Genomic DNA, 19,638 nt, shown 5'->3' on the forward strand with positions numbered 1-19,638 from the left:
TTAATGGAATTGGTATTACACTGGTTTGGCTATAAAGTTATTATGGGAATAAAACTTTACAGCAAAAACAGGCTGATCATATGCAACAATCCGGGCAAGACAGATTTAACCTCAAGCGGTTTATAAACGCACAGAATAAATGCTACGCGACGGTTCGAAAAGAACTCACAAAAGGTAAAAAGTTATCACACTGGATGTGGTTTATCTTCCCGCAAATTGACGGGCTGGCCCGCAGCCCGACAGCAAAAAAATATGCCATAAAATCCTTAGAAGAAGCAACAGCCTATTTGAACGATCCCATATTGGGAAAAAGATTAATTGAATGTACCCGTTTAGTAATATGCATTGAAAATAGCAGTGCCCAGAAAATATTTTCTTTCCCTGATTATTTAAAATTCCACTCCTCGATGACCCTGTTTGCCAGCACAGAGAAAAGCCCTGATATTTTTAAAAATGCCCTGCTTAAGTTTTATGGCGGGCTGGTAGATAAAAGATCTGTAGATATTTTAAATAAGAGCGATAAAGATAATCTAACCGCATTATAAGGCAGAACCACAAAGCCCCCTGCAATAGACTCTGTGGTTATCTCTAGCAGTATGCTGATATTATTTTTTCAAAAAGGCAGCCTGAGCCGCTTGAACAGTAGTAAATAGCTTGATCCGCTTATCCCTCTTCAACCTGGCTTTAATCAACGCCCGTGCAACCGGCCGATTCATATTGCTGAGGTGAATTTTAGTACCGTGAGCGTCACATTCTTCTATTAATTTTAATAATGATGAGATACCACCCGAATCAATCATGGAGGCATTTTCCATATTTAATAAAATGCCATCACATTCCTGGGTTAATAAAAAGCCTAACTCGCCAAAAATCCTATCGGCAGCAGCAAAAAACAGCGGACCGTTAATATCAAAAACTTTAAATAATTGACCCGCGGGTTGCAGCGAATAATATTTTTTAGTGGTGTTTTTAAGTTCGGTCAGTTCTGACATGCTGCGCACAAATAATAGTGAAGCGAGCAAAATACCGGCGATAATAGCAATCACCATATCAAACAGAATAGTCAGTGAAAAACAGGTAAGAAACACCGCAATATCACTTTTACTCGCTGTTTTAAGCAAGTTAAGTGATTTGTGAAATTCGCCCATTTTCCATGCCACGATAAGCAATAAAGCCGCCATACTCGGCATGGGAATATAAGATAAAATAGGGGCGGCGAATAAAATAGCCAATATAATAAAAACCCCATGGAAGACGCCGGACAACGGACTTCTGGCGCCACTTTTATAATTTGTAGCAGATCGGGCAATCGCACCGGTCGCCGTGATGCCGCCTAGAAAAGGGGTAATAATATTACCGATACCCTGACCCAATAATTCACTGTTTGCGCTATGGCGAGTTTGGCTCATTTCATCAAGGACAACGGCACAAAGTAGCGATTCGATCGCCCCGAGCGCAGCGATCGCAAAGGCCGCGGAGAGAAGATCTGTCAATAATGAAAGATTCCAAATTAAGACCGGATCGCCAGGCAACTCCCGCAACCAGGGAAGCTCAAAATTGGGCAGAAAAGGCGGAATACCGTGGCCCATTGAACCATCGGGAAATAAAAATTGATACGTTGAGCCAATGGTATCAACGGGCAGATGTATTGATTCAAGCAGCACAGCAGCTACACCGCCGACCACAAGCGCGGGTAAATGTGGCGGAATTGATTTGATAAAATAGGGCCAGATAACCAATACCAACAAAGTGATTCCGCCAACAAATAACGAAGTAATATCAAATCCGGGTATCTCGGCAATTAACACCCCCACTTTTTCATAAAAATGGGTAGGGAATTCGGTGATCTCTATACCGAGAAATTCATCAACCTGTAAAATGGCAATGACCACGGCAATGCCCCCCGTAAAACCTAAGGTGACGGCTTGCGGTACATATTCTATATATCGCCCCAGCCGTAAGAAAGCCATCGCGAGCAGCAGAATACCCGATAAAACAGTAGTAACCAGTAAACCAGACAAGCCATATTGAAAAACAATAGGTTGAATGATCACCACAAAGGCTGCCGTAGGGCCTGATACGCTGTAGCGCGAACCACCCACCAGCGGAATCAGAATACCCGCTACCGCTGCGGTGTAGAGACCATATTGCGGAGGGACTCCGGAAGCAATAGCAAGTGCCATTGCCAGCGGAATGGCTATAATTCCGACGGAAATCCCGGACAATAAATCTTTGAGCAGGTCAGGAAATGAATAATTATTGTTTATAAACGATTCTCGCATCGCATAAGCGATACGCAGAGAAAACAGGTGGGCACGATGGGACAAGGTCTGATCTTCACTTATATTAGGCTGGATGGAAAGGCTAATGCTACTACTAATAATAGAGAATTCAATATTAATTTTGTGGATATCAAATAATTATGAGCTAAATATTATGGCTTCAATGGATAATTAGCACTCGGGTCACCTACCGCCACGCCAGAACGAAAAAACATTAAATTGACTTTTCAGCGCCTTTCTCAAAAAAAAGTGTGCTGGATAAGTGCTTGTCATTTGAGCGTCATTAGCGTTTAATAAAATGCTATTAGTGACAGGGTTATTTTCCTATGGAGAAATTTAACCTGCTCAGTTTATGCCTATGCCTGAAAAACGACTACCGATAAGCAGTCCGGCAGAAACACTCTATTTCCACCTAACGTTGAGATTGATAAAAATGAAAAAAGTAATGATTAGTCTGTTAGCAGTGGTGCTCACCTTTGCTTTTAGCAGCGCAGAAGCAAAGTCAGATCACGAAAAATCACTTCCACCTGGATTGCAAAAGAAAGTTGCACGTGGGGATAGCCTACCGCCTGGTTGGCAAAAAAAACTTGCCGTTGGTGAAAAATTGGATAGACAAGTTTATGACAGTGCTGACCTTGTTTTTCCCGTTGACGACCAGGGTATAATAACCATAAAGGTTGAAGGTAAGGTGCTCAGGTTAATTAAGGAATCACTGGATATTGTCGAAATTTTGCAATAAGAAAAACAACCGCAAAAAGTTAACACTATCCCCCCATTCAATTGATCAACGCCAAGACAAGTCACATAAAAACAGACAAAACCTTGTTTGATCATCGTAGGCATTAATTCATCTTTATGGATTAATGCCTGATTGCCTAAAAATATTCGTTCAATCCGTCAGAGCCCCCTCTTACCCGTAAGATATTAATCTCGCGTACGGCCAAAAAACTGAATTGTAAAAATAAGACTGTTTATAAAAAAATTCATTTTTTTGGCTCTATTTCTCACTACTTTATAAGCGGATGCGATTCAAGGACCAATTATAATCTAAATATTCAATATCAATATCCTCACGTAATAGCGCCTGTTGCTGCTGCTCAGTTAACTTAAGTGCCTTGTCGTGCTTTATTAAAAATTGCGCTAACGTTTGCTGCTGCTCAAAATCATTCTGATACCACTTAAATATTTTAGAAATTTGTAATTCGTTCCCCTGTACACGGTTACGACTACTATCGGATAAAAATAGATTTATTGCATCACTGAGCTGTGCTTCAAGAAAATCACTTTGATAGGCCTGTGCTCTTAAAGCCGGACAACCAATACTGGCACAATTAAGTGCAAAGTGAATGCGCGGCTCTTTAAAGTTACCACGAATAAGATCTTGCTCAATATTATCTAATGAGCGCGTTTTACCTAATAAAGGGATAAAATCTTTTTTCCAGGGAGAACTAAATAAAGAGCCAAGATCTTTAATTGATTCAATATCAGGATATTCAGTTAAAATCAACTCAACGGTCCATGCATTGTAGGCATTAATTAAAAAAGCTAAGCGTTCTGATTCTGACCATCCCTGAAAGATAACGTCAGAGACTTTACTCAAATCAGCTAAATATTGCTTCAGCTCGACGCGATCCGTCTTCATACCAGCATAATCAACTTGGGTCACTTGACCCTGCTGAAGATTAACAACATGTTTTTTTAACAGTTGATCCCACTGTTTATGTTGAAAATCTGCAGCTGAGGCCGAAGCCCCGACAAGAAAAATAAACACAAAAAGACCATTAACCAGTAACCCTTTTATAATTTTCATCATACTTAACCTCTTCGCCAGTTGTGATATTTTTCCAGCCATACTAATATTTTTTGTGGCGCATGAGCTCGCTTCCATTCACCTGCTGCGTATTTATTCGCTTCAGACATAGTGGGGTAGGTATGTATGGTGCCCAGGATTTTACCTAAACCAAGCCCGTGCTTCATTGCTAAGACAAATTCAGGTAATAAATCCCCGGCTTGAGCGCCGACAATAGTCACACCCAAAATAGTATCCTTACCCGGTTTAGTTAATACTTTAACAAAGCCCTGATCAGTGCCATCGGCAATAGCACGATCTAAGTCATCAAGCCCGTAACGCGTCACTTCATAGGCAATACCTTGCTGCTTCGCATCTTGTTCGTTTAACCCGACTCTGGCGACTTCAGGATCAGTAAAGGTCGCCCAGGGGATCACAGAATAATCAACTTTGAACTTTTTAAACTGTCCAAACAGGGCATTCACAGCGGCATACCATGCTTGATGAGCAGCCGTATGGGTAAACTGAAAAGGCCCGGCCACATCACCCGCGGCAAAAATATTCGGATATAATGTTTGCAGATAACCATCGGTAATGACGGTGTTCTTGGTAGAAACGCCAATGTCCTCTAAGCCATACCCCTCGAGACGAGCGACTCGGCCAACGGCGCAGATAAGTTGGTCAAACTCAATGTGCTTTTCTTTACCCTCAAATTCGACAACCAATATTTTACTGTCGCCATTTTTTTCTAATCGTATCGCTTTATGCGCCGTCAGTACCTGCACGCCATCGGCTTCTAATGAGGCTTTGGTAAGATCTGACACTTCAGGATCTTCTCGAAGCATAATGCGAGGAGCCATTTCAACTTGTGATACTTTCGAACCTAAACGGGCAAAGCTTTGTGCCAATTCACAACCAATCGGTCCTCCACCTAACACCACTAAACGCTCAGGTGCATGGTCTAATTTTGCAAATTCATGCCAAAGCGTATCACTGGTCAAATACCCCACTTCTTCTAAACCCGGAATAGGGGGTACAAAAGGTTTGGCTCCAGCGGCAATAATAATAGAGCGCGCTGTTAATCTCTGGCGTGTTCCATCATTTAGGCTTATTTCCACTGTCCAGGGGTCGACCAATTTCGCATACCCTTGCAGCACTTCAACACCCAGCTCGGTATAACGCTCTACGCTATCATGAGGCTCTATGGCCGCAATCACTTTATGCACCCTGTCCATCACATTACGAAAACTAAAAGTGGGGGTTACTGACTGCAATCCATAGTGACTGGCAGTAGACATTTGCTTGGCAACTTTTGCACTTTTTATTAAAGCTTTGCTGGGGACACAGCCATAATTTAGACAATCACCGCCCATTTTATGCGCTTCAATCAAGGTAACTTTCGCTTTCACAACAGCTGCGATATAAGAAGAAACCAAACCTGCTGCCCCGCCGCCAATAACGATCAAGTTACGATCAAATTGTTTTGGTTTATCCCATTTCGCATAGACTTTACGTTGCTTTAAAATAGTGATCATTTTCTTGGCTATCCAGGGAAACAGACCAAGCAAAGCAAATGAAAGCAATAAACTAGGGGATAATATGCCCGACAAACTATCAACTTGAGCGAGTTGTGTTCCGGCATTAACAAAGACTAACGTCCCGGCCAACATGCCTACCTGACTGACCAGAAAAAATGTGATGGTTCGAATAGGCGTTAAGCCCATCAGTATATTAATTAGAAAAAACGGGAAGACAGGTACCAAACGCAGCGTAAACAGATAAAAAGCACCATCCCGCTCAATCCCCTGATTAATCAGTTTCAGACGCTCAGCAAACTTATTTTGTATACTGTCGCGGAGCACAAATCGGGACATCAAAAATGCGAGTGTCGCGCCAATACTTGAAGCAAATGAAACGATCACCACACCCCAAAACAAGCCCAAAAAGGCACCTGCGGCAATAGTCATGACAGCCGCTCCAGGTAAGGATAATGCGGTAACCGCAATATAAACGGCAAAGAAACTCAGCGCGGCGACAAACGGATTATTTGTCTGCCATTGAGCGATATCAGCCTGGCTGGCTTTAATATTCTCCAGGCTTAAAAATTGCCCCAAATCAAAAGCAAAAAAAGCAGCTATAGCTGCAATAATCACTGCGATTATAATTATTTTTTTCATTTCTTATCCTTTATAAATGTCAATATTTCTTTCGTTTCAAGGCTTCTAATAACCAAGAGCAGTGTTTATCGCCTTGTTTCAGAATCCGGGAAAAACTCTAAACCTGCATCTTCAATTAGTCGGTGTATACAAGGTTTGAACAGCTATTTTTTTTGGCTCACTACTACAAGACCGCGTTTATAAAGATAAATTTCATTATTTGTTAATCAGTTAATCATTCGCTTCAACCATTCGGGAATAGTGTACAAAATAATTAAGCACAAGCCAGAGCTTGTTATAAACGATTAAGGTCAATAATAGCGCTGACTAAACATTTATAAAACCAAGGCTAGTGATTTAAACGCGGTGCATTCAAGAAAGTCTCTAACCGCGCAAGGATCGAAAGAAGAGCAGAATAACTGCGCTAAAAACAGACAAAAAAAACGGGTTTGATTCTCCCTGTATTAATGCATATTTATAAGGCGGTATCTGACGGGTTAAAAATATTACTGCAATCGGTAATCCCCCCTCTCTCACCCGTAAGATATTAATACTTTTTCATTAAAAATAAGAACAAAATCCATTCTGTTTTCTTGTCTTATTTCTGCTAAAATCTCGCTTCAATTAGGAGTAGGAGAATTATTTATGACAGACAATAGCCAAGTTAAAGTGATCGTCGGAATGTCCGGCGGTGTAGATTCCTCAGTATCTGCGTATTTATTACAGCAGCAGGGGTATCTGGTCGAAGGGCTATTCATGAAAAACTGGGAAGAGGATGATACCGATCAGTATTGCGCCGCAGCCCAAGACCTTGAAGATGCACAGTCTGTCTGTGATAAATTAGGCATTCCACTACATACTATTAATTTTGCAGCAGAATACTGGGATAATGTATTTGAGCATTTTCTTGCCGAATACAAAGCGGGCCGTACGCCAAATCCAGATATTATGTGCAATAAAGAAATTAAATTTAAAGCATTTTTAGAGTTCGCCGCAGAAGATCTCGGCGCGGATTATATTGCCACGGGTCATTACGTGCGCCGTCGTGAAGTTGATGGTCATGTGCAGTTATTACGCGGTTTAGATAATAATAAAGACCAGAGCTACTTTCTCTATGCTATTGGCGAAAAACAAGTTGCCAAAAGCCTGTTCCCTGTCGGTGAATTAGAAAAACCGGAAGTGCGCCGAATCGCAGAACAGCAAGATTTGATCACCCACAATAAAAAAGACAGTACGGGTATTTGTTTTATTGGAGAGCGTAAATTTACTGATTTTTTACAGGAATATTTACCGGCACAACCGGGTGATATTGTGACACCGACCGGCGAAGTCATCGGTCAGCATCAGGGTTTGATGTACCACACTCTTGGTCAACGTAAAGGTTTAGGCATTGGCGGTTTACAAAACTCCAATGAAAATCCCTGGTATGTTGTTGGTAAAGATATGGAGAAAAACTGTTTATTAGTGGCTCAAGGTGCGGATCATCCCGCCCTATTCTCCTACGGTTTAATTGCTAAACAGTGTGATTGGGTGGACAGAACACCTAGAAAATCAACCTTTAGATGTACAGTCAAAACGCGTTACCGCCAACAAGATATCCCGTGCACTGTCACGCCGCTTGATGATGACACATTAAAGGTTATTTTTGACACAGCCCAAGCGGCAGTAACTCCGGGACAGTCAGCAGTATTTTATAACGATGAAGTCTGTTTAGGCGGTGCGATTATTGAAGAGCATTTGCAAAAATAATTTTGTAAAAGATCCGAACTAACTGTATTAACATATTAATAGAGAAAATTTATGTCATTTAACAATATAGAATCTCGTTGTCTCGCTTTTGCAGCCATCTGCCAGGCAGCTTATCTTCTTGATAAAATAGCAACCAAAGGATTATGTCCCGATGCGGTTGCTTTTGATGCTTCTTTACAGTCAATTATGCGCGTTGAAAGTGACTCTCCAATCGAGATCTTTGGTGGTTATGACGTACTTGAAGTTGGTTTTAAAAGCATGATTGAACAATTGGATAACGGCAGTAGTAACCGCAATATGCAGGTTACTAAATATATTATCGGTATGATAAGCCTTGAGAAAAAACTGAGCAATAACAGTTCAACACTTAATTTGCTCAGCCAACGTATCAATCAGGTTCAGCGTCAACTGGCACATTTTGATATTAATGACAGCAGTGTACTGAGTAACTTAGATTCTATCTATAAGGATCTTATCAGTACTCTAGGACCCAAGATTCAAATCAATGGCAGCCCTGCCTGCCTGCAGCAGGAACATACTCAGCATAAAATTCGCGCATTATTATTAGCCGGTGTACGTGCCGCCGTATTATGGCGTCAACTTGGCGGTAAACGTCGTCAACTAATATTTTCCCGTAAGGCTATGATCCACCAAACAAAACAAAATTTACACCGTGTTTAAACATATTTGTACCACTATACCTCAACCTGCACTACATAATATCAGGAGCAACAAATGGAACTTTCAGGACTAACAGCGGTATCACCCGTTGATGGCCGTTACGGTAGCAAAACTCAACTTTTACGCACTATTTTCAGTGAATTTGGTTTAATCAAATTCCGTGTGCAGGTTGAGGTTCGCTGGTTACAAAAGCTGGCTGAAACTGCTGATATCGCAGAAGTTCCTGCTTTCTCAGCGGCCGCTAATGCACATCTTGATGCGATTGTATCTGAGTTCAGTGAAGCGGATGCTGCCCGCATTAAAGCCATTGAAGCGACAACAAACCATGATGTTAAAGCGGTTGAGTACTTCTTAAAAGAGAAAGTCGCAAATGTTGCTGAATTGAATGCTATTTCGGAATTCATCCACTTTGCCTGTACTTCTGAAGATATTAATAATCTATCTCACGCATTAATGCTCACTACCGCTAAAAAAGACGTTATTCTGCCTTACTGCAATAAAATTATTGCTGCGATCGCGGATAAAGCACGTGAATACAAAGCAATGCCAATGATGTCCCGTACCCATGGTCAGCCCGCTTCTCCAACAACAATGGGTAAAGAAATGGCTAACGTTGTTGCACGGTTACGACGTCAGGTAAAACAAATTGAAGCAACAGAAATGTTAGGTAAAACAAATGGCGCAGTGGGTAATTACAACGCTCACCTGAGTGCTTACCCGGAAGTTAACTGGGAAGAGTTTGCTGAGCAGTTTGTGACCAGCTTAGGGGTTACATTCAATCCTTATACGACGCAAATTGAACCACATGATTACATCGCCGAGCTATTTGATGCGATTGCACGTTTTAATACTATTCTTTTAGACTTTGACCGTGACGTATGGGGTTATATCTGCCTTGGTCACTTCAAACAAAAAACCATTGCCGGTGAAATTGGATCTTCAACCATGCCGCATAAAGTTAACCCTATTGATTTTGAAAATTCTGAAGGTAACTTAGGGCTGGCAAACGCGCTCTTTGATCACTTAGCGGCGAAACTGCCCGTTTCTCGCTGGCAGCGTGATTTGACCGATTCAACGGTATTACGTAACTTAGGTGTTGCAATTGGTTACTCTGTGATTGCTTATGAAGCAAGTTTAAAAGGTATCAGCAAGTTAGAAGCAAACGAAGCAAACATGCTCAAAGATCTGGATTCAAACTGGGAAGTATTAGCTGAGCCAATCCAAACAGTGATGCGTCGTTACGGTATTGAAAAACCCTATGAAAAATTGAAAGAATTAACCCGTGGCAAACGTGTTGATGGTCCTGGTATGGCGCAGTTTATCGATACACTTGATCTTACCGATGCGGTTAAAACAGAGCTTAAGGCGATGACACCCGCTAATTATATCGGTCAGGCAATAAACTTAGTCGATAAATTAACTGACTAAAAGCAATTATTGATCAATTTGATCTTAATATTGTGATTAAATGATAAGGCAGCCTAAGGTTGCCTTTTTTGTTTATTCTATACTAATACTAAATCCATTAAATTTATGCCCATTTATGCTGGTTAAAACACATGCTAGCTAGACATAAAACTACGTTTTAGTCTTTGCTATTGATTTTATAATTAGAACAACTAGTTACTGCAATCAATACCTTGCTTTCATGCCTTTTTCCGGCGCCTAAATAGACCATCTAATGAGTGGAATTGGTATAATACCAATCCGCATAAGTAAATGGTCTAAAATTGCGAAGGAAAAAGTAATGATAGCAAGACGTTTGATTGAGCAATAGCGGGCTATTGAGATTGAAAACAACGAAGCTAGCGTTAATTTGAACAAGTAAGATAGGTCAGAGATTTATGTGGATTGGTATAATAACCAAAGCATCATCCCGGTGAGCTGCAAATTTTTTAACGAGGTACTATGTTCGAACTTAATTTAGATATTAATGATTTTCTTGACACCTACTGGCAGAAAAAACCGACGGTTATCAAACAAGGTTTTATTGACTTTGAAGATCCTATCATGCCCGATGAAATGGCCGGATTAGCAATGGAAGATGAGCTTGAAAGTCGCCTTGTTTATCAGGAGGATGGTCAATGGCAAGCACTGAGCGGTCCTTTTACAAGCTTTGAAAGACTAGAAGATGATGGTGCAACATTGTTGGTACAAGCAGTGGATCACTGGCATCCGGATGCGCAGGAGTTAATACGACCTTTCCGCTTTTTACCTAACTGGCGGATTGATGACCTGATGATCAGCTACTCCACGCCAAAAGGTGGAGTGGGCCCGCATATTGACAATTATGATGTATTTATTATTCAAGGCCTTGGCAAACGACATTGGCGTGTTGGTGATAAGAAAGCATTAGCAGAATTTGCAGCCCATGGTGCACTTAAACATTGTGCGCCCTTTGATGCCATTATTGATGTCGAACTTGAACCGGGTGATATCTTGTATATTCCCGCCGGTTATCCGCATGAAGGTTATGCGATTGAAGCATCGCTTAATTACAGTGTCGGATTTCGTGCCCCTGATCAAAATGATCTGTTAAGCAGTTTTGCCGATTACTGTATCGATACCAATGCAGCACCGGAACGTTATGCCGACCAGGAAATGTTATTACGGGAAAAGCCGGGGCAAATTGAAACTCAGGAGCTTAACGAATTACACCGTATTATGTTAGCCAATTGTGCAACGCCGGAAATGATTATGCCCTGGTTCGGCCGTATGATTAGCGAAGCTAAACATGATCTTGATATAGCCGAACCCGAACAACCTCATACGGCACAATCCATATTAGAGCAGCTGGAAGACGGAGCACAATTTATAAGATTAGGTGGATTACACGCGGTCTATTTTGAACAAGCCCCGGAATTACTGTTTATTAACGGTGAACAATTTAATTGTGAAGGTTTTACCGAATTAGGGCACCATCTTTGCGATCAAGATGAGGTTGGCGGTGAGCTATATGATCTGTTAATTGAAGATAAAAATGCGCTGACGCTATTTACTGATCTCGTAAATCAGGGTTACTGGTATGCAGCTTAAATACACTCAGCTTTAAATTATTTACACTAATTTAAACATCAATAAGTTGTAATGAGCAGGGCTACCTGCTCATTGATAAAATAAATTCAAGCATTAACATAAACCTTCTCCACTTATCCACTCTGTGCAAAGCGATAAAACAGCTTCTAATCTGGTCATTATTTGTTAAGAAAAGCAGCAGATCGGTATAACGAGAAGGCAAAATTATAAAATTAATAGCAAAGACTAAAACGTAGTTTTATGTCTGGCTAGCATCTTTTTTGAAAATGCATAAATGAACGTAAAATTGATGAATTTGGTATTATCAGTCATCCAGATGGACAATGAGTAAATCTATCGGTGATGTGTCTACCAGTTCACGTACCGAAGAGACAACACGACTCCAGAAATTATGATGGTGTCCACAAACTAGTAGGTCAACATCCATTTTACGAATAGTTTCTTCCAATTTATAACGAAGTCCACCGCTTACTACTAATGTATTGGTGATAGGGTAATCAGCCCGATCAGCTAATGCTTGCAACTGCCGCTGCAATTCACTTTTCGATTTAGATATCTCTTCAGCAGGAGTATCACCGCCCTCCTTTAAAATAGAAACATTATTAGTACAACCAATATCCACATGAATAAATGAAACCTTAGCGCCCGTCGCTTTAGCTAATGATAACGCCCTATCAATTACTTCTTGGTTGATTTTAGTTAAATTAACAGTGACTAAAATATGCTCATAGTTCATCATTTTCTCCACCTTCAGCTTTCTCTATTAAGATTAGCACCGATGCCAATTAATTCATCACAATACTCCTTAAAAATGCCTCAAAAAACACCTGAGTTCCTAACCAACTTGGTATAAACGACCATTTTTAATTGCAATTTTTATAACTTTTTTGCCCTGCAGAGATAAGCGTCATCAGATTTTAACAGCAGGTTGCTCAGCTTATGGCATATAATTTAATCCTGCTCACGAGCAGGCGCTGCAAGAAAAACACAGGATTCGAATCCGGTGTTAAAACAAGCAGAAGAGGAATGACAGGCTGCAACTAAAATAAAACAGTCTTTATGCTATCTGTTACGCCATAGTCAGTACTTTGTTGATCAATTGAGGATGCGTCGGGACTGCCAATATTTTGACCGCCAATAGGGATTATTTAATACGGAGATCATTACCCCCTGGCTGCTGGAAGCATGTAAAAATCGACCATTATCAATAAAAATACCAACATGATTTTCAGTTAAACTTGTTTTGAAAAAAACCAGATCACCCACCTGTAATTTACTTTTATTAATGGGGTAACCTTGCCGGGATTGCATTGCAGTGGTGCGTGGAAATTTGATATTGAAGCTGTTTAAGTAGATTTTTTGGATCAAGGCTGAACAATCTATGCCCTGCTTATTCGTTCCGCCGAAGCGATAGGGAGTACCTTCCCAAATATCAAATTCGTTACCTAATAAAACACTCGCTACCTCTTCCATCAATCTCTCATCTGTTATTTTTTTAAAAGATTCTGATTGACCCGCAACAGGAGAAGAACTTGAACATGCACTCAGCATGATTAATAAAATAATAGAGCAGCAGCTCACCTTTAACTTATTTACCATCAATGCAATTCACCTTAACCTAGTTACTAAAGCTTCCATCATTTTTATATGCTGATCGTTATCATTCAGGCAGAGAATCTAATGGTATGTTTCACCAACACTGTCTAAAAATAACACTTGATTTTCGATCGGCAATTCCTCTCATGTTTACAAACAATCACAAAAAGCAGGACTAATAATATCAACTGACTGAGTGCTTGATTTTGCAGTCTCAGGCAAAGAAATATTCAGATAGGGTTTTACCGACCTACACGAGATTGATAACAGAGTTTATATTGCTGTACAGGTAACCCCATCACCCGTTCAACTGCCCACAACGTATGTTTCTGATAAACATCGCCTAAGCGTTTAGGCATGCCATGAAATGAAAAAATCAGCTGCTCAGCTGGCCCTTTTTTGCCAATGATCTTAAATCGAATTAACTAAGGCTTAAATATACAGGGGATGAAGTGGTAATCACGGACAAAATTAATAGCTGTAAAATAAAAATATTTAAAAAGGGTAGCGAAAATCAATAAGGTTAATCAACAACTCTCTTAGCGGATAAAAACCACGTAAAAATTGGCGAGCATTCTTTTTTTATGCTGAGCCTAAGTTAACCAATAGAGTGGCGTATTTTTTTCCTCTTCCTTACAGTGTCATAAAAAAGGGGCTAAATGCCCCTTATTTTATTTTATAAAATCTATTAACCAAGAACAGTTGCTAACTCAGCACTGATAACGTCAACGGTTTTGGTGCCATCAAATTTATGATATTCGCCATTACCCTGATCAGCTTCATTTTTATAATAAGCAACCAGCGGCTCTGTTTGAGTATGGTAAATATCGAGACGTTTACGCACTGTTGACTCTTCATCATCGGGACGAATTGATAGGTCATCACCGGTCACATCATCCTTGTCCACTACTTTTGGCGGGTTGTAAGAGATGTGGTAAGTACGACCAGAACCCGCATGGACACGACGGCCCGCCATACGTTTAACTATTTCTTCATCAGGCACATCAAATTCAAGTACAAAATCAACCGCAACACCAGCCGTTTTCATTGCATCAGCCTGTGGAATAGTACGAGGGAACCCGTCGAGTAGGAAACCTTTAGCGCAGTCTTCTGCGCTGATACGCTCTTTTACTAAATCAATGATTAATTCATCAGAAACAAGCTGCCCTGCGTCCATTAGCTCTTTTGCTTTTAAACCAAGTTCTGTACCTGCTTTTGCTGCTGCTCGTAGCATGTCACCCGTAGAGATTTGCGGGATGCTATATTTGTCCATCATAAATTGAGCTTGTGTACCTTTTCCAGCACCTGGAGCACCTAACAAGATAATGCGCATTCTACATCCTTTGTAATAAATAAATTGAAAGCGAAATTTACACTTTTTAGGTGAATTTCTCAAGGAGAGATACCTAAACTTGCAGGGCAATACGAAGAATCTTAGATCTAAGCTCAATATAAAAAATAGGCTTATTTTTCTTTAGCATTCGATCAGACAAAAAAAAAGACCAACATAAGTTGGCCTTTTAGATAAACTAATGAGCAGAATTAAGCAAGAAGTAGCTTATTGATACGGCCAACAAACTCAGACGGATCATCTAAACTGCCTTTCTCAGATAAAATAGCTTGTTCAAGTAATAGTTCTGACCACTGGGAAAATAAGTCTTCATCAGCCATGTCAGCTAATTTAACAATCATTACATGCTCTGGGTTCAGTTCAAAAACAGGTTTGCTCTCTGGCACTGGTTGTCCCATTTGAGCCATCAATTTAGCCATTTGCGTAGTCATATCGTCATTATCGGCGACGATACAAGAAGGCGTTGATGTTAGACGATGCGTTAAACGTACATCTTTAACTTTATCACCCAATACAGTTTTTACACGTTCAACAAAGCTGGCAAATTCAGTCTCTTGTTCTTCTTGTTCTTTTTTCTTTTCTTCACTGTCAAGCTTACCTAAATCAAGATCACCCTGAGTAACAGAAGTAAAAGTTTTTCCATCATATTCAGGTAAATGGCTTAATAACCACTCATCAATACGATCTGAAAGTAATAATACTTCGATACCTTTTTCACGTAACACTTCTAGGTGAGGACTGTTTTTTGCCGCATTAAAACTATCAGCAGTAATGTAGTAAATCTTATCTTGCCCTTCAATCATACGGCTTATGTATGCATCTAAAGAAACGGTTTGTTCAGTTGAATCAGTTTCAGTCGAAGAGAAACGGAATAGCTTGCCGATTTTTTCTTTGTTTGATGAATCTTCAGCAGGGCCTTCTTTTAATACTTGACCAAACTCTTTCCAGAACAGGTTGTATGCAGCCTCATCTTTTTTCGCAAGCTTAGTAAGCAAATCAAGAACACGTTTAGTACATCCGCTGCGTAACTTAGCCGTAACGCGTGTATCTTGTAATATTTCACGAGAAACGTTTAACGGCAGGTCATTTGAGTCAAGCACACCTTTTACAAAACGTAAATAGGTTGGCATAAATTGCTCTGCATCATCCATAACAAATACACGTTGAACATACAGTTTTAGACCATGCGCTTTTTCACGGTTCCAAAGATCATAAGGAGCACGTTTAGGGATGTAAAGTAAGCTTGTATAGGCTTGCTCACCTTCAACTTTGTTATGACTCCATGTCAGTGGATCTTCAAAGTCATTAGCAATATGTTTATAGAACTCTTGATATTCTTCATCTTTAAGCTCGCTCTTAGAGCAACTCCAAAGTGCTGTCGCTTTATTGACAGCTTCCCAGGTTGCTTCCGTCGCAGGCACTTTTTCGCCGTCAGGACCTTCAGACTCTTCAGTTGCTTCCTTGAACATTTCAACAGGAATACTGATATGATCAGAATATTTAGAAACAATACCACGTAATTTGTAGTCATTTAAAAATTCAGCTTCATCATCTCGAAGGTGAAGCGTTATTTCAGTACCACGACCCGCTTTTTCTATGTCGGCAACGGTGTAATCTGACTCGCCAGTAGAAATCCAGCAGGTACCTTGAGAAGCAGGCTCGCCCGCTTTACGCGTATTAACAGTGACTTTATCTGCAACAATAAATGAAGAATAAAAACCAACACCAAACTGACCTATAAGTTGCGAATCTTTAACTTGATCACCTGAAAGTTGCTCAAAGAAATCACTGGTACCTGATTTTGCAATGGTACCTAAATGTTCGATAACTTCATCTCGGCTCATACCGATACCATTATCGCTAATAGTAATAGTTTTAAGATCTGCATCAAAGCTCAAACGAACACGTAAGTCACCGTCATTTTCAAATAAAGAACCGTCAGAAAGTGCTTTAAAACGTAACTTATCGGCAGCATCTGCTGCATTTGAGACAAGTTCACGTAAGAATATTTCTTTATTTGAATATAAAGAATGAATCATTAACTTAAGAAGTTTGCCGGTATCCGCGCTAAAAGTATGATTTTGTTGATGTTCCATAATATCTATTTCTCTCAGATTTAGCCTAAACAAGACTTTGGTATAAACGATGAAAATAAAATGGGGTCATAGGATAAGATTTCAAGGTCAGCAGGATGTTTTTTACAAAATAAACTTAGTAAGGCCTGTGATAAATAATACCAATCTGATTAATTAATTTATATTTTTAGGCCTGCTTCCAATAAAGCCAGCACGCCTGAAGTCACATTTCAAAAAACACTATTAGTGTAGTCATTAATATCAAGCCGTTAAGCCGTTAAGCCGTTAAGCCGTTAACATAAACAGGAGATTGTAAATTTAAACCTAAACTACAATTGGACAATTAACATATCTATTAATGATGAGTTAACCAACTTGCGAACCGAAGAGAGTAAACGGCTCCAAAAGTCGTGATGGTGTCCGCAAACTAATAAGTCAGCACCTATCTCCTTAACGGTTACCTGCAGCTTTTTATTTAAATCGCCACTTACAAATAAAGTATTAGTGATGGGGTAATCAATTTTTTCAGCTAATGCTTGTAACTCTTTCTCCAATAAAATGCTTCTTCCACTAACCGGCTCTAATTTACTAAACTCTGAATAACTTAAACCAGTAAAATTATCTGCATAATCTACATCAACATAAATAAGTGAGATTGCAGCATTATTGTCTTTGGCCAGTGAAACAGCCTTAGCGACAATAAATTCGCTTGAACTTGATAAATCAACAGCGACTAATATATGTTTATAACTCATCACCTTTCCCCAACGTTCTGTATCTGTATTTAATGCGAATGATTCATTAAGGCGCATAGAGTTAGGAATGCGTTCAAATTGAAACAATAATGAAATAAAATCGGACTAGCTTAAATGCGTTTTAAGCTTTGCTAAATAAATTCACAATAGCACAATATATAACACTCATTTTTCTTCCCACTCACAGCAGAGTGAAAAGAAATTTAATCAAATAACTATTCAGTCTATTGTTATATTAAGCATTTTAATTAAATGATTCAGTATTGCGCGTTAATCATTAGTACTAATAATTAACGAGTTGCGAAAGATAATTAAGCTCTGTTTAAACTCGCAACAGCGGTAGAGTTAAGTTTAAGAAACAAGACTGAACAGTTATTTATATTTGGTTTTTTGGTACTAGCTATCAAGATAAACAATTAATAAATCGGTAGTTGTCGAATTAAGTATTTTACGTGTGGCTGATAATAATCGACTCCAAAAGTCATGGTGATGCCCGCAAACCAATAAGTCAGCACCTATATTTTCAACGGTTGCATTTACCCTGCGCTTAAAGTCCCCCATCACTACAATCGAATTTTCAATAGGATAACCCGCTTTATCAGCTAAGGTCTGCAGATCTTGTTGTAATGCTTCCTCTCTTTCCTCAATAGAGGGCAGGGTGTCAATTTCTAAATTTACAAGTCCTATGTTAGATACATTATCTACGTCAACAAAAATAAGTGAAACTTTAGCATTTGTATCTTGAGCCAACAAGACAGCCCTACTGATCACTTTCTCACTGGATTTAGATAAATCAACCGCAACTAATATATGTTTATAGCTCATGTCATCCTCACAATTAACTCTATTAATAAATAAAATAATCCTTTAATCTAACGGCTTAAATATCAAAAATAAATATATTTTAGCATCGGAAACAGACACCAATTTAAAATAGAATTAATACTAGGCAGTTAAAATCTCTTTTTAAAAACCTTCAACATAAGATTAGCACTAGGACAAAAAATATCATGTATTCAATGGTTTTTTATTACCTTAATATTAATTCTGCTTCAGCTATTTAAAAATATACTTTATAAAAAAAAGTGCTTGGTGATGTAAAGAGAGTGAAAATACTATTTGTTAAGAGATTGATCGACATGGAAAGTTAATTAATGGAATTCCATTATATTATAGGTATGTTGCATTCTATGCACCCTACCAATAACACCGAATAAAGTAATCAGATTTACTATTCAAAATCATACCGACGGCTTGGTGAGCGTAAATTTTTGCTTTGAAGCAACTAATCATAAATTTAATGCTTTTGGTATAAAAGTCAATAGGATCAAGATGTCGTGTAGGATGCGCTCCGCGCATCGATTATCGCTTTTTCCGGTGCATAGAATGCACCCTATCGATCACATAACACCCAAATAAATAATTATACCAAAAGAAATTAAATTGTGATCTGAAGTTATACCAAAAGAATTAATTAAGTGATCAATGATTGCGAAGGAAAAATCAGCACTAATAAGGCGTAAGTTGCAGGAGATAGTTGTTCTCACTTCAAAACTCACAACGCAGTTAGGGATGATTTTAACCAGCAAGGGTGATCACCTTTTTAGTTCTTTTGGTATTAATTAATGGAATGCGTAGAGTGAATTATATGCACCGCAGGCATCGGCAATCGGTGCGCGGAGCGCACCCTACGGGCTGGTCTTTCTCTGTGTAGCGCGCAGTGCCTTCTGTGGTAGTCCCTTTAAAAGGCTTAAAACAACAGGCCGGTTCCGAGAGCTGCTGCACACTTTATCCATTGAAGGCATTGATCATAAATTTAATACGTTTGGTATTAAATGATCACATTGTAAAAAGCATACTATTGGATTTGATTGCCTAGCTTGTGCAAGAAGCTGGCGATGGAACAGGACTCGCAGAGCTCGTCCGCTCATAAACCCAGGCTGTCGCCTGATTATCCAGGGCACGCAGAGCTTAGCCCGTTCGTGAAATTCAGCTGCCGCTGAACTCACCCCGACTATCACATGAAAGGAAATATCTTCGACATACTGTCTACCTTCCCCATGTTCGAGTTGGTCATCGCCACAAGCGCTTAAACGAAAAAATCCCCACCCTTCTTTCGAAGGATGGGGATTTTTCTGGATTTAATGGCATAGCTTGTACAAAACGCG

At 39.6% G+C, this 19,638-nt stretch carries 16 protein-coding genes; 6 read left to right on the forward strand and 10 right to left on the reverse strand.

Annotated elements, in window-relative coordinates; genetic code table 11:
* Positions 1 to 80 precede the first annotated feature (80 nt).
* A complete protein-coding gene (locus CXF72_RS10365; RefSeq protein ID WP_101038886.1) occupies positions 81 to 545 on the forward strand; it encodes a DUF1810 domain-containing protein in 465 nt (154 codons plus the stop codon).
* 60 nt (positions 546 to 605) lie between these two features.
* Here the strand turns inward: CXF72_RS10365 and dauA are convergent, their stop codons facing one another.
* The gene (gene dauA, locus CXF72_RS10370; RefSeq protein ID WP_101038887.1) at positions 606 to 2,327 is read right to left on the reverse strand and encodes a C4-dicarboxylic acid transporter DauA; all 1,722 of its coding nucleotides are present in this window, start codon (positions 2,325 to 2,327) and stop codon (positions 606 to 608) included.
* Between the two features lie 388 nt (positions 2,328 to 2,715).
* Between dauA and CXF72_RS10375 the strand changes: the two genes are divergently transcribed.
* Positions 2,716 to 3,021 (forward strand): hypothetical protein, encoded by a 306-nt coding sequence (locus tag CXF72_RS10375; RefSeq protein WP_232784947.1) that lies wholly within the window; start codon positions 2,716 to 2,718, stop codon positions 3,019 to 3,021.
* Positions 3,022 to 3,294: 273 nt separating this feature from the next.
* Here the strand turns inward: CXF72_RS10375 and CXF72_RS10380 are convergent, their stop codons facing one another.
* Entirely contained in the window at positions 3,295 to 4,095 is an 801-nt protein-coding gene (locus CXF72_RS10380; protein ID WP_101038890.1) for a DUF547 domain-containing protein, read from the reverse strand.
* A gap of 2 nt (positions 4,096 to 4,097) precedes the next feature.
* Entirely contained in the window at positions 4,098 to 6,248 is a 2,151-nt protein-coding gene (locus CXF72_RS10385) for an FAD-dependent oxidoreductase (RefSeq protein WP_101038891.1), read from the reverse strand.
* A 624-nt stretch (positions 6,249 to 6,872) separates the two neighbouring features.
* Between CXF72_RS10385 and mnmA the strand changes: the two genes are divergently transcribed.
* The 4 genes from mnmA to CXF72_RS10405 all read left to right on the forward strand — a co-directional run bounded on the left by mnmA (position 6,873) and on the right by CXF72_RS10405 (position 11,693).
* Positions 6,873 to 7,976, forward strand: coding sequence for a tRNA 2-thiouridine(34) synthase MnmA (mnmA, locus tag CXF72_RS10390; RefSeq protein ID WP_101038893.1), 1,104 nt, complete (start codon positions 6,873 to 6,875; stop codon positions 7,974 to 7,976).
* A 51-nt stretch (positions 7,977 to 8,027) separates the two neighbouring features.
* On the forward strand, positions 8,028 to 8,657 hold the full coding sequence (gene hflD, locus CXF72_RS10395) for a high frequency lysogenization protein HflD (RefSeq protein ID WP_101038894.1): 630 nt from the start codon (positions 8,028 to 8,030) through the stop codon (positions 8,655 to 8,657).
* Positions 8,658 to 8,711: 54 nt separating this feature from the next.
* Complete coding sequence (gene purB / locus CXF72_RS10400; protein ID WP_101038896.1) at positions 8,712 to 10,085, forward strand: adenylosuccinate lyase; 1,374 nt, start codon at positions 8,712 to 8,714, stop codon at positions 10,083 to 10,085.
* A gap of 480 nt (positions 10,086 to 10,565) precedes the next feature.
* Positions 10,566 to 11,693 (forward strand): ribosomal protein uL16 3-hydroxylase, encoded by a 1,128-nt coding sequence (locus tag CXF72_RS10405; RefSeq protein ID WP_101038898.1) that lies wholly within the window; start codon positions 10,566 to 10,568, stop codon positions 11,691 to 11,693.
* Positions 11,694 to 11,997: 304 nt separating this feature from the next.
* On the opposite strand, the gene CXF72_RS10410 is transcribed toward CXF72_RS10405, so the two are convergent.
* From CXF72_RS10410 to CXF72_RS10440, 7 genes are all read right to left on the reverse strand, one after another.
* Positions 11,998 to 12,432 carry a universal stress protein gene (locus CXF72_RS10410; protein WP_232784948.1) on the reverse strand — a complete coding sequence of 145 codons (435 nt, stop codon included), beginning with the start codon at positions 12,430 to 12,432 and terminating at the stop codon, positions 11,998 to 12,000.
* A 356-nt stretch (positions 12,433 to 12,788) separates the two neighbouring features.
* Complete coding sequence (locus CXF72_RS10415; RefSeq protein ID WP_101038900.1) at positions 12,789 to 13,292, reverse strand: C40 family peptidase; 504 nt, start codon at positions 13,290 to 13,292, stop codon at positions 12,789 to 12,791.
* Between the two features lie 239 nt (positions 13,293 to 13,531).
* Entirely contained in the window at positions 13,532 to 13,648 is a 117-nt protein-coding gene (locus CXF72_RS20245; protein WP_101038901.1) for a hypothetical protein, read from the reverse strand.
* Between the two features lie 329 nt (positions 13,649 to 13,977).
* Entirely contained in the window at positions 13,978 to 14,622 is a 645-nt protein-coding gene (gene adk, locus CXF72_RS10425; protein WP_101038903.1) for an adenylate kinase, read from the reverse strand.
* A gap of 209 nt (positions 14,623 to 14,831) precedes the next feature.
* Positions 14,832 to 16,736, reverse strand: a complete 1,905-nt coding sequence (htpG, locus tag CXF72_RS10430; RefSeq protein ID WP_101038904.1) for a molecular chaperone HtpG — start codon at positions 16,734 to 16,736, stop codon at positions 14,832 to 14,834.
* 308 nt (positions 16,737 to 17,044) lie between these two features.
* Complete coding sequence (locus CXF72_RS10435; protein WP_101038906.1) at positions 17,045 to 17,470, reverse strand: universal stress protein; 426 nt, start codon at positions 17,468 to 17,470, stop codon at positions 17,045 to 17,047.
* A 396-nt stretch (positions 17,471 to 17,866) separates the two neighbouring features.
* The gene (locus CXF72_RS10440) at positions 17,867 to 18,295 is read right to left on the reverse strand and encodes a universal stress protein (protein ID WP_101038907.1); all 429 of its coding nucleotides are present in this window, start codon (positions 18,293 to 18,295) and stop codon (positions 17,867 to 17,869) included.
* Between the last annotated feature and the right edge of the window lie 1,343 nt (positions 18,296 to 19,638).

The organism is Psychromonas sp. MB-3u-54 (assembly GCF_002836415.1).
Lineage (GTDB): Bacteria > Pseudomonadota > Gammaproteobacteria > Enterobacterales > Psychromonadaceae > Psychromonas.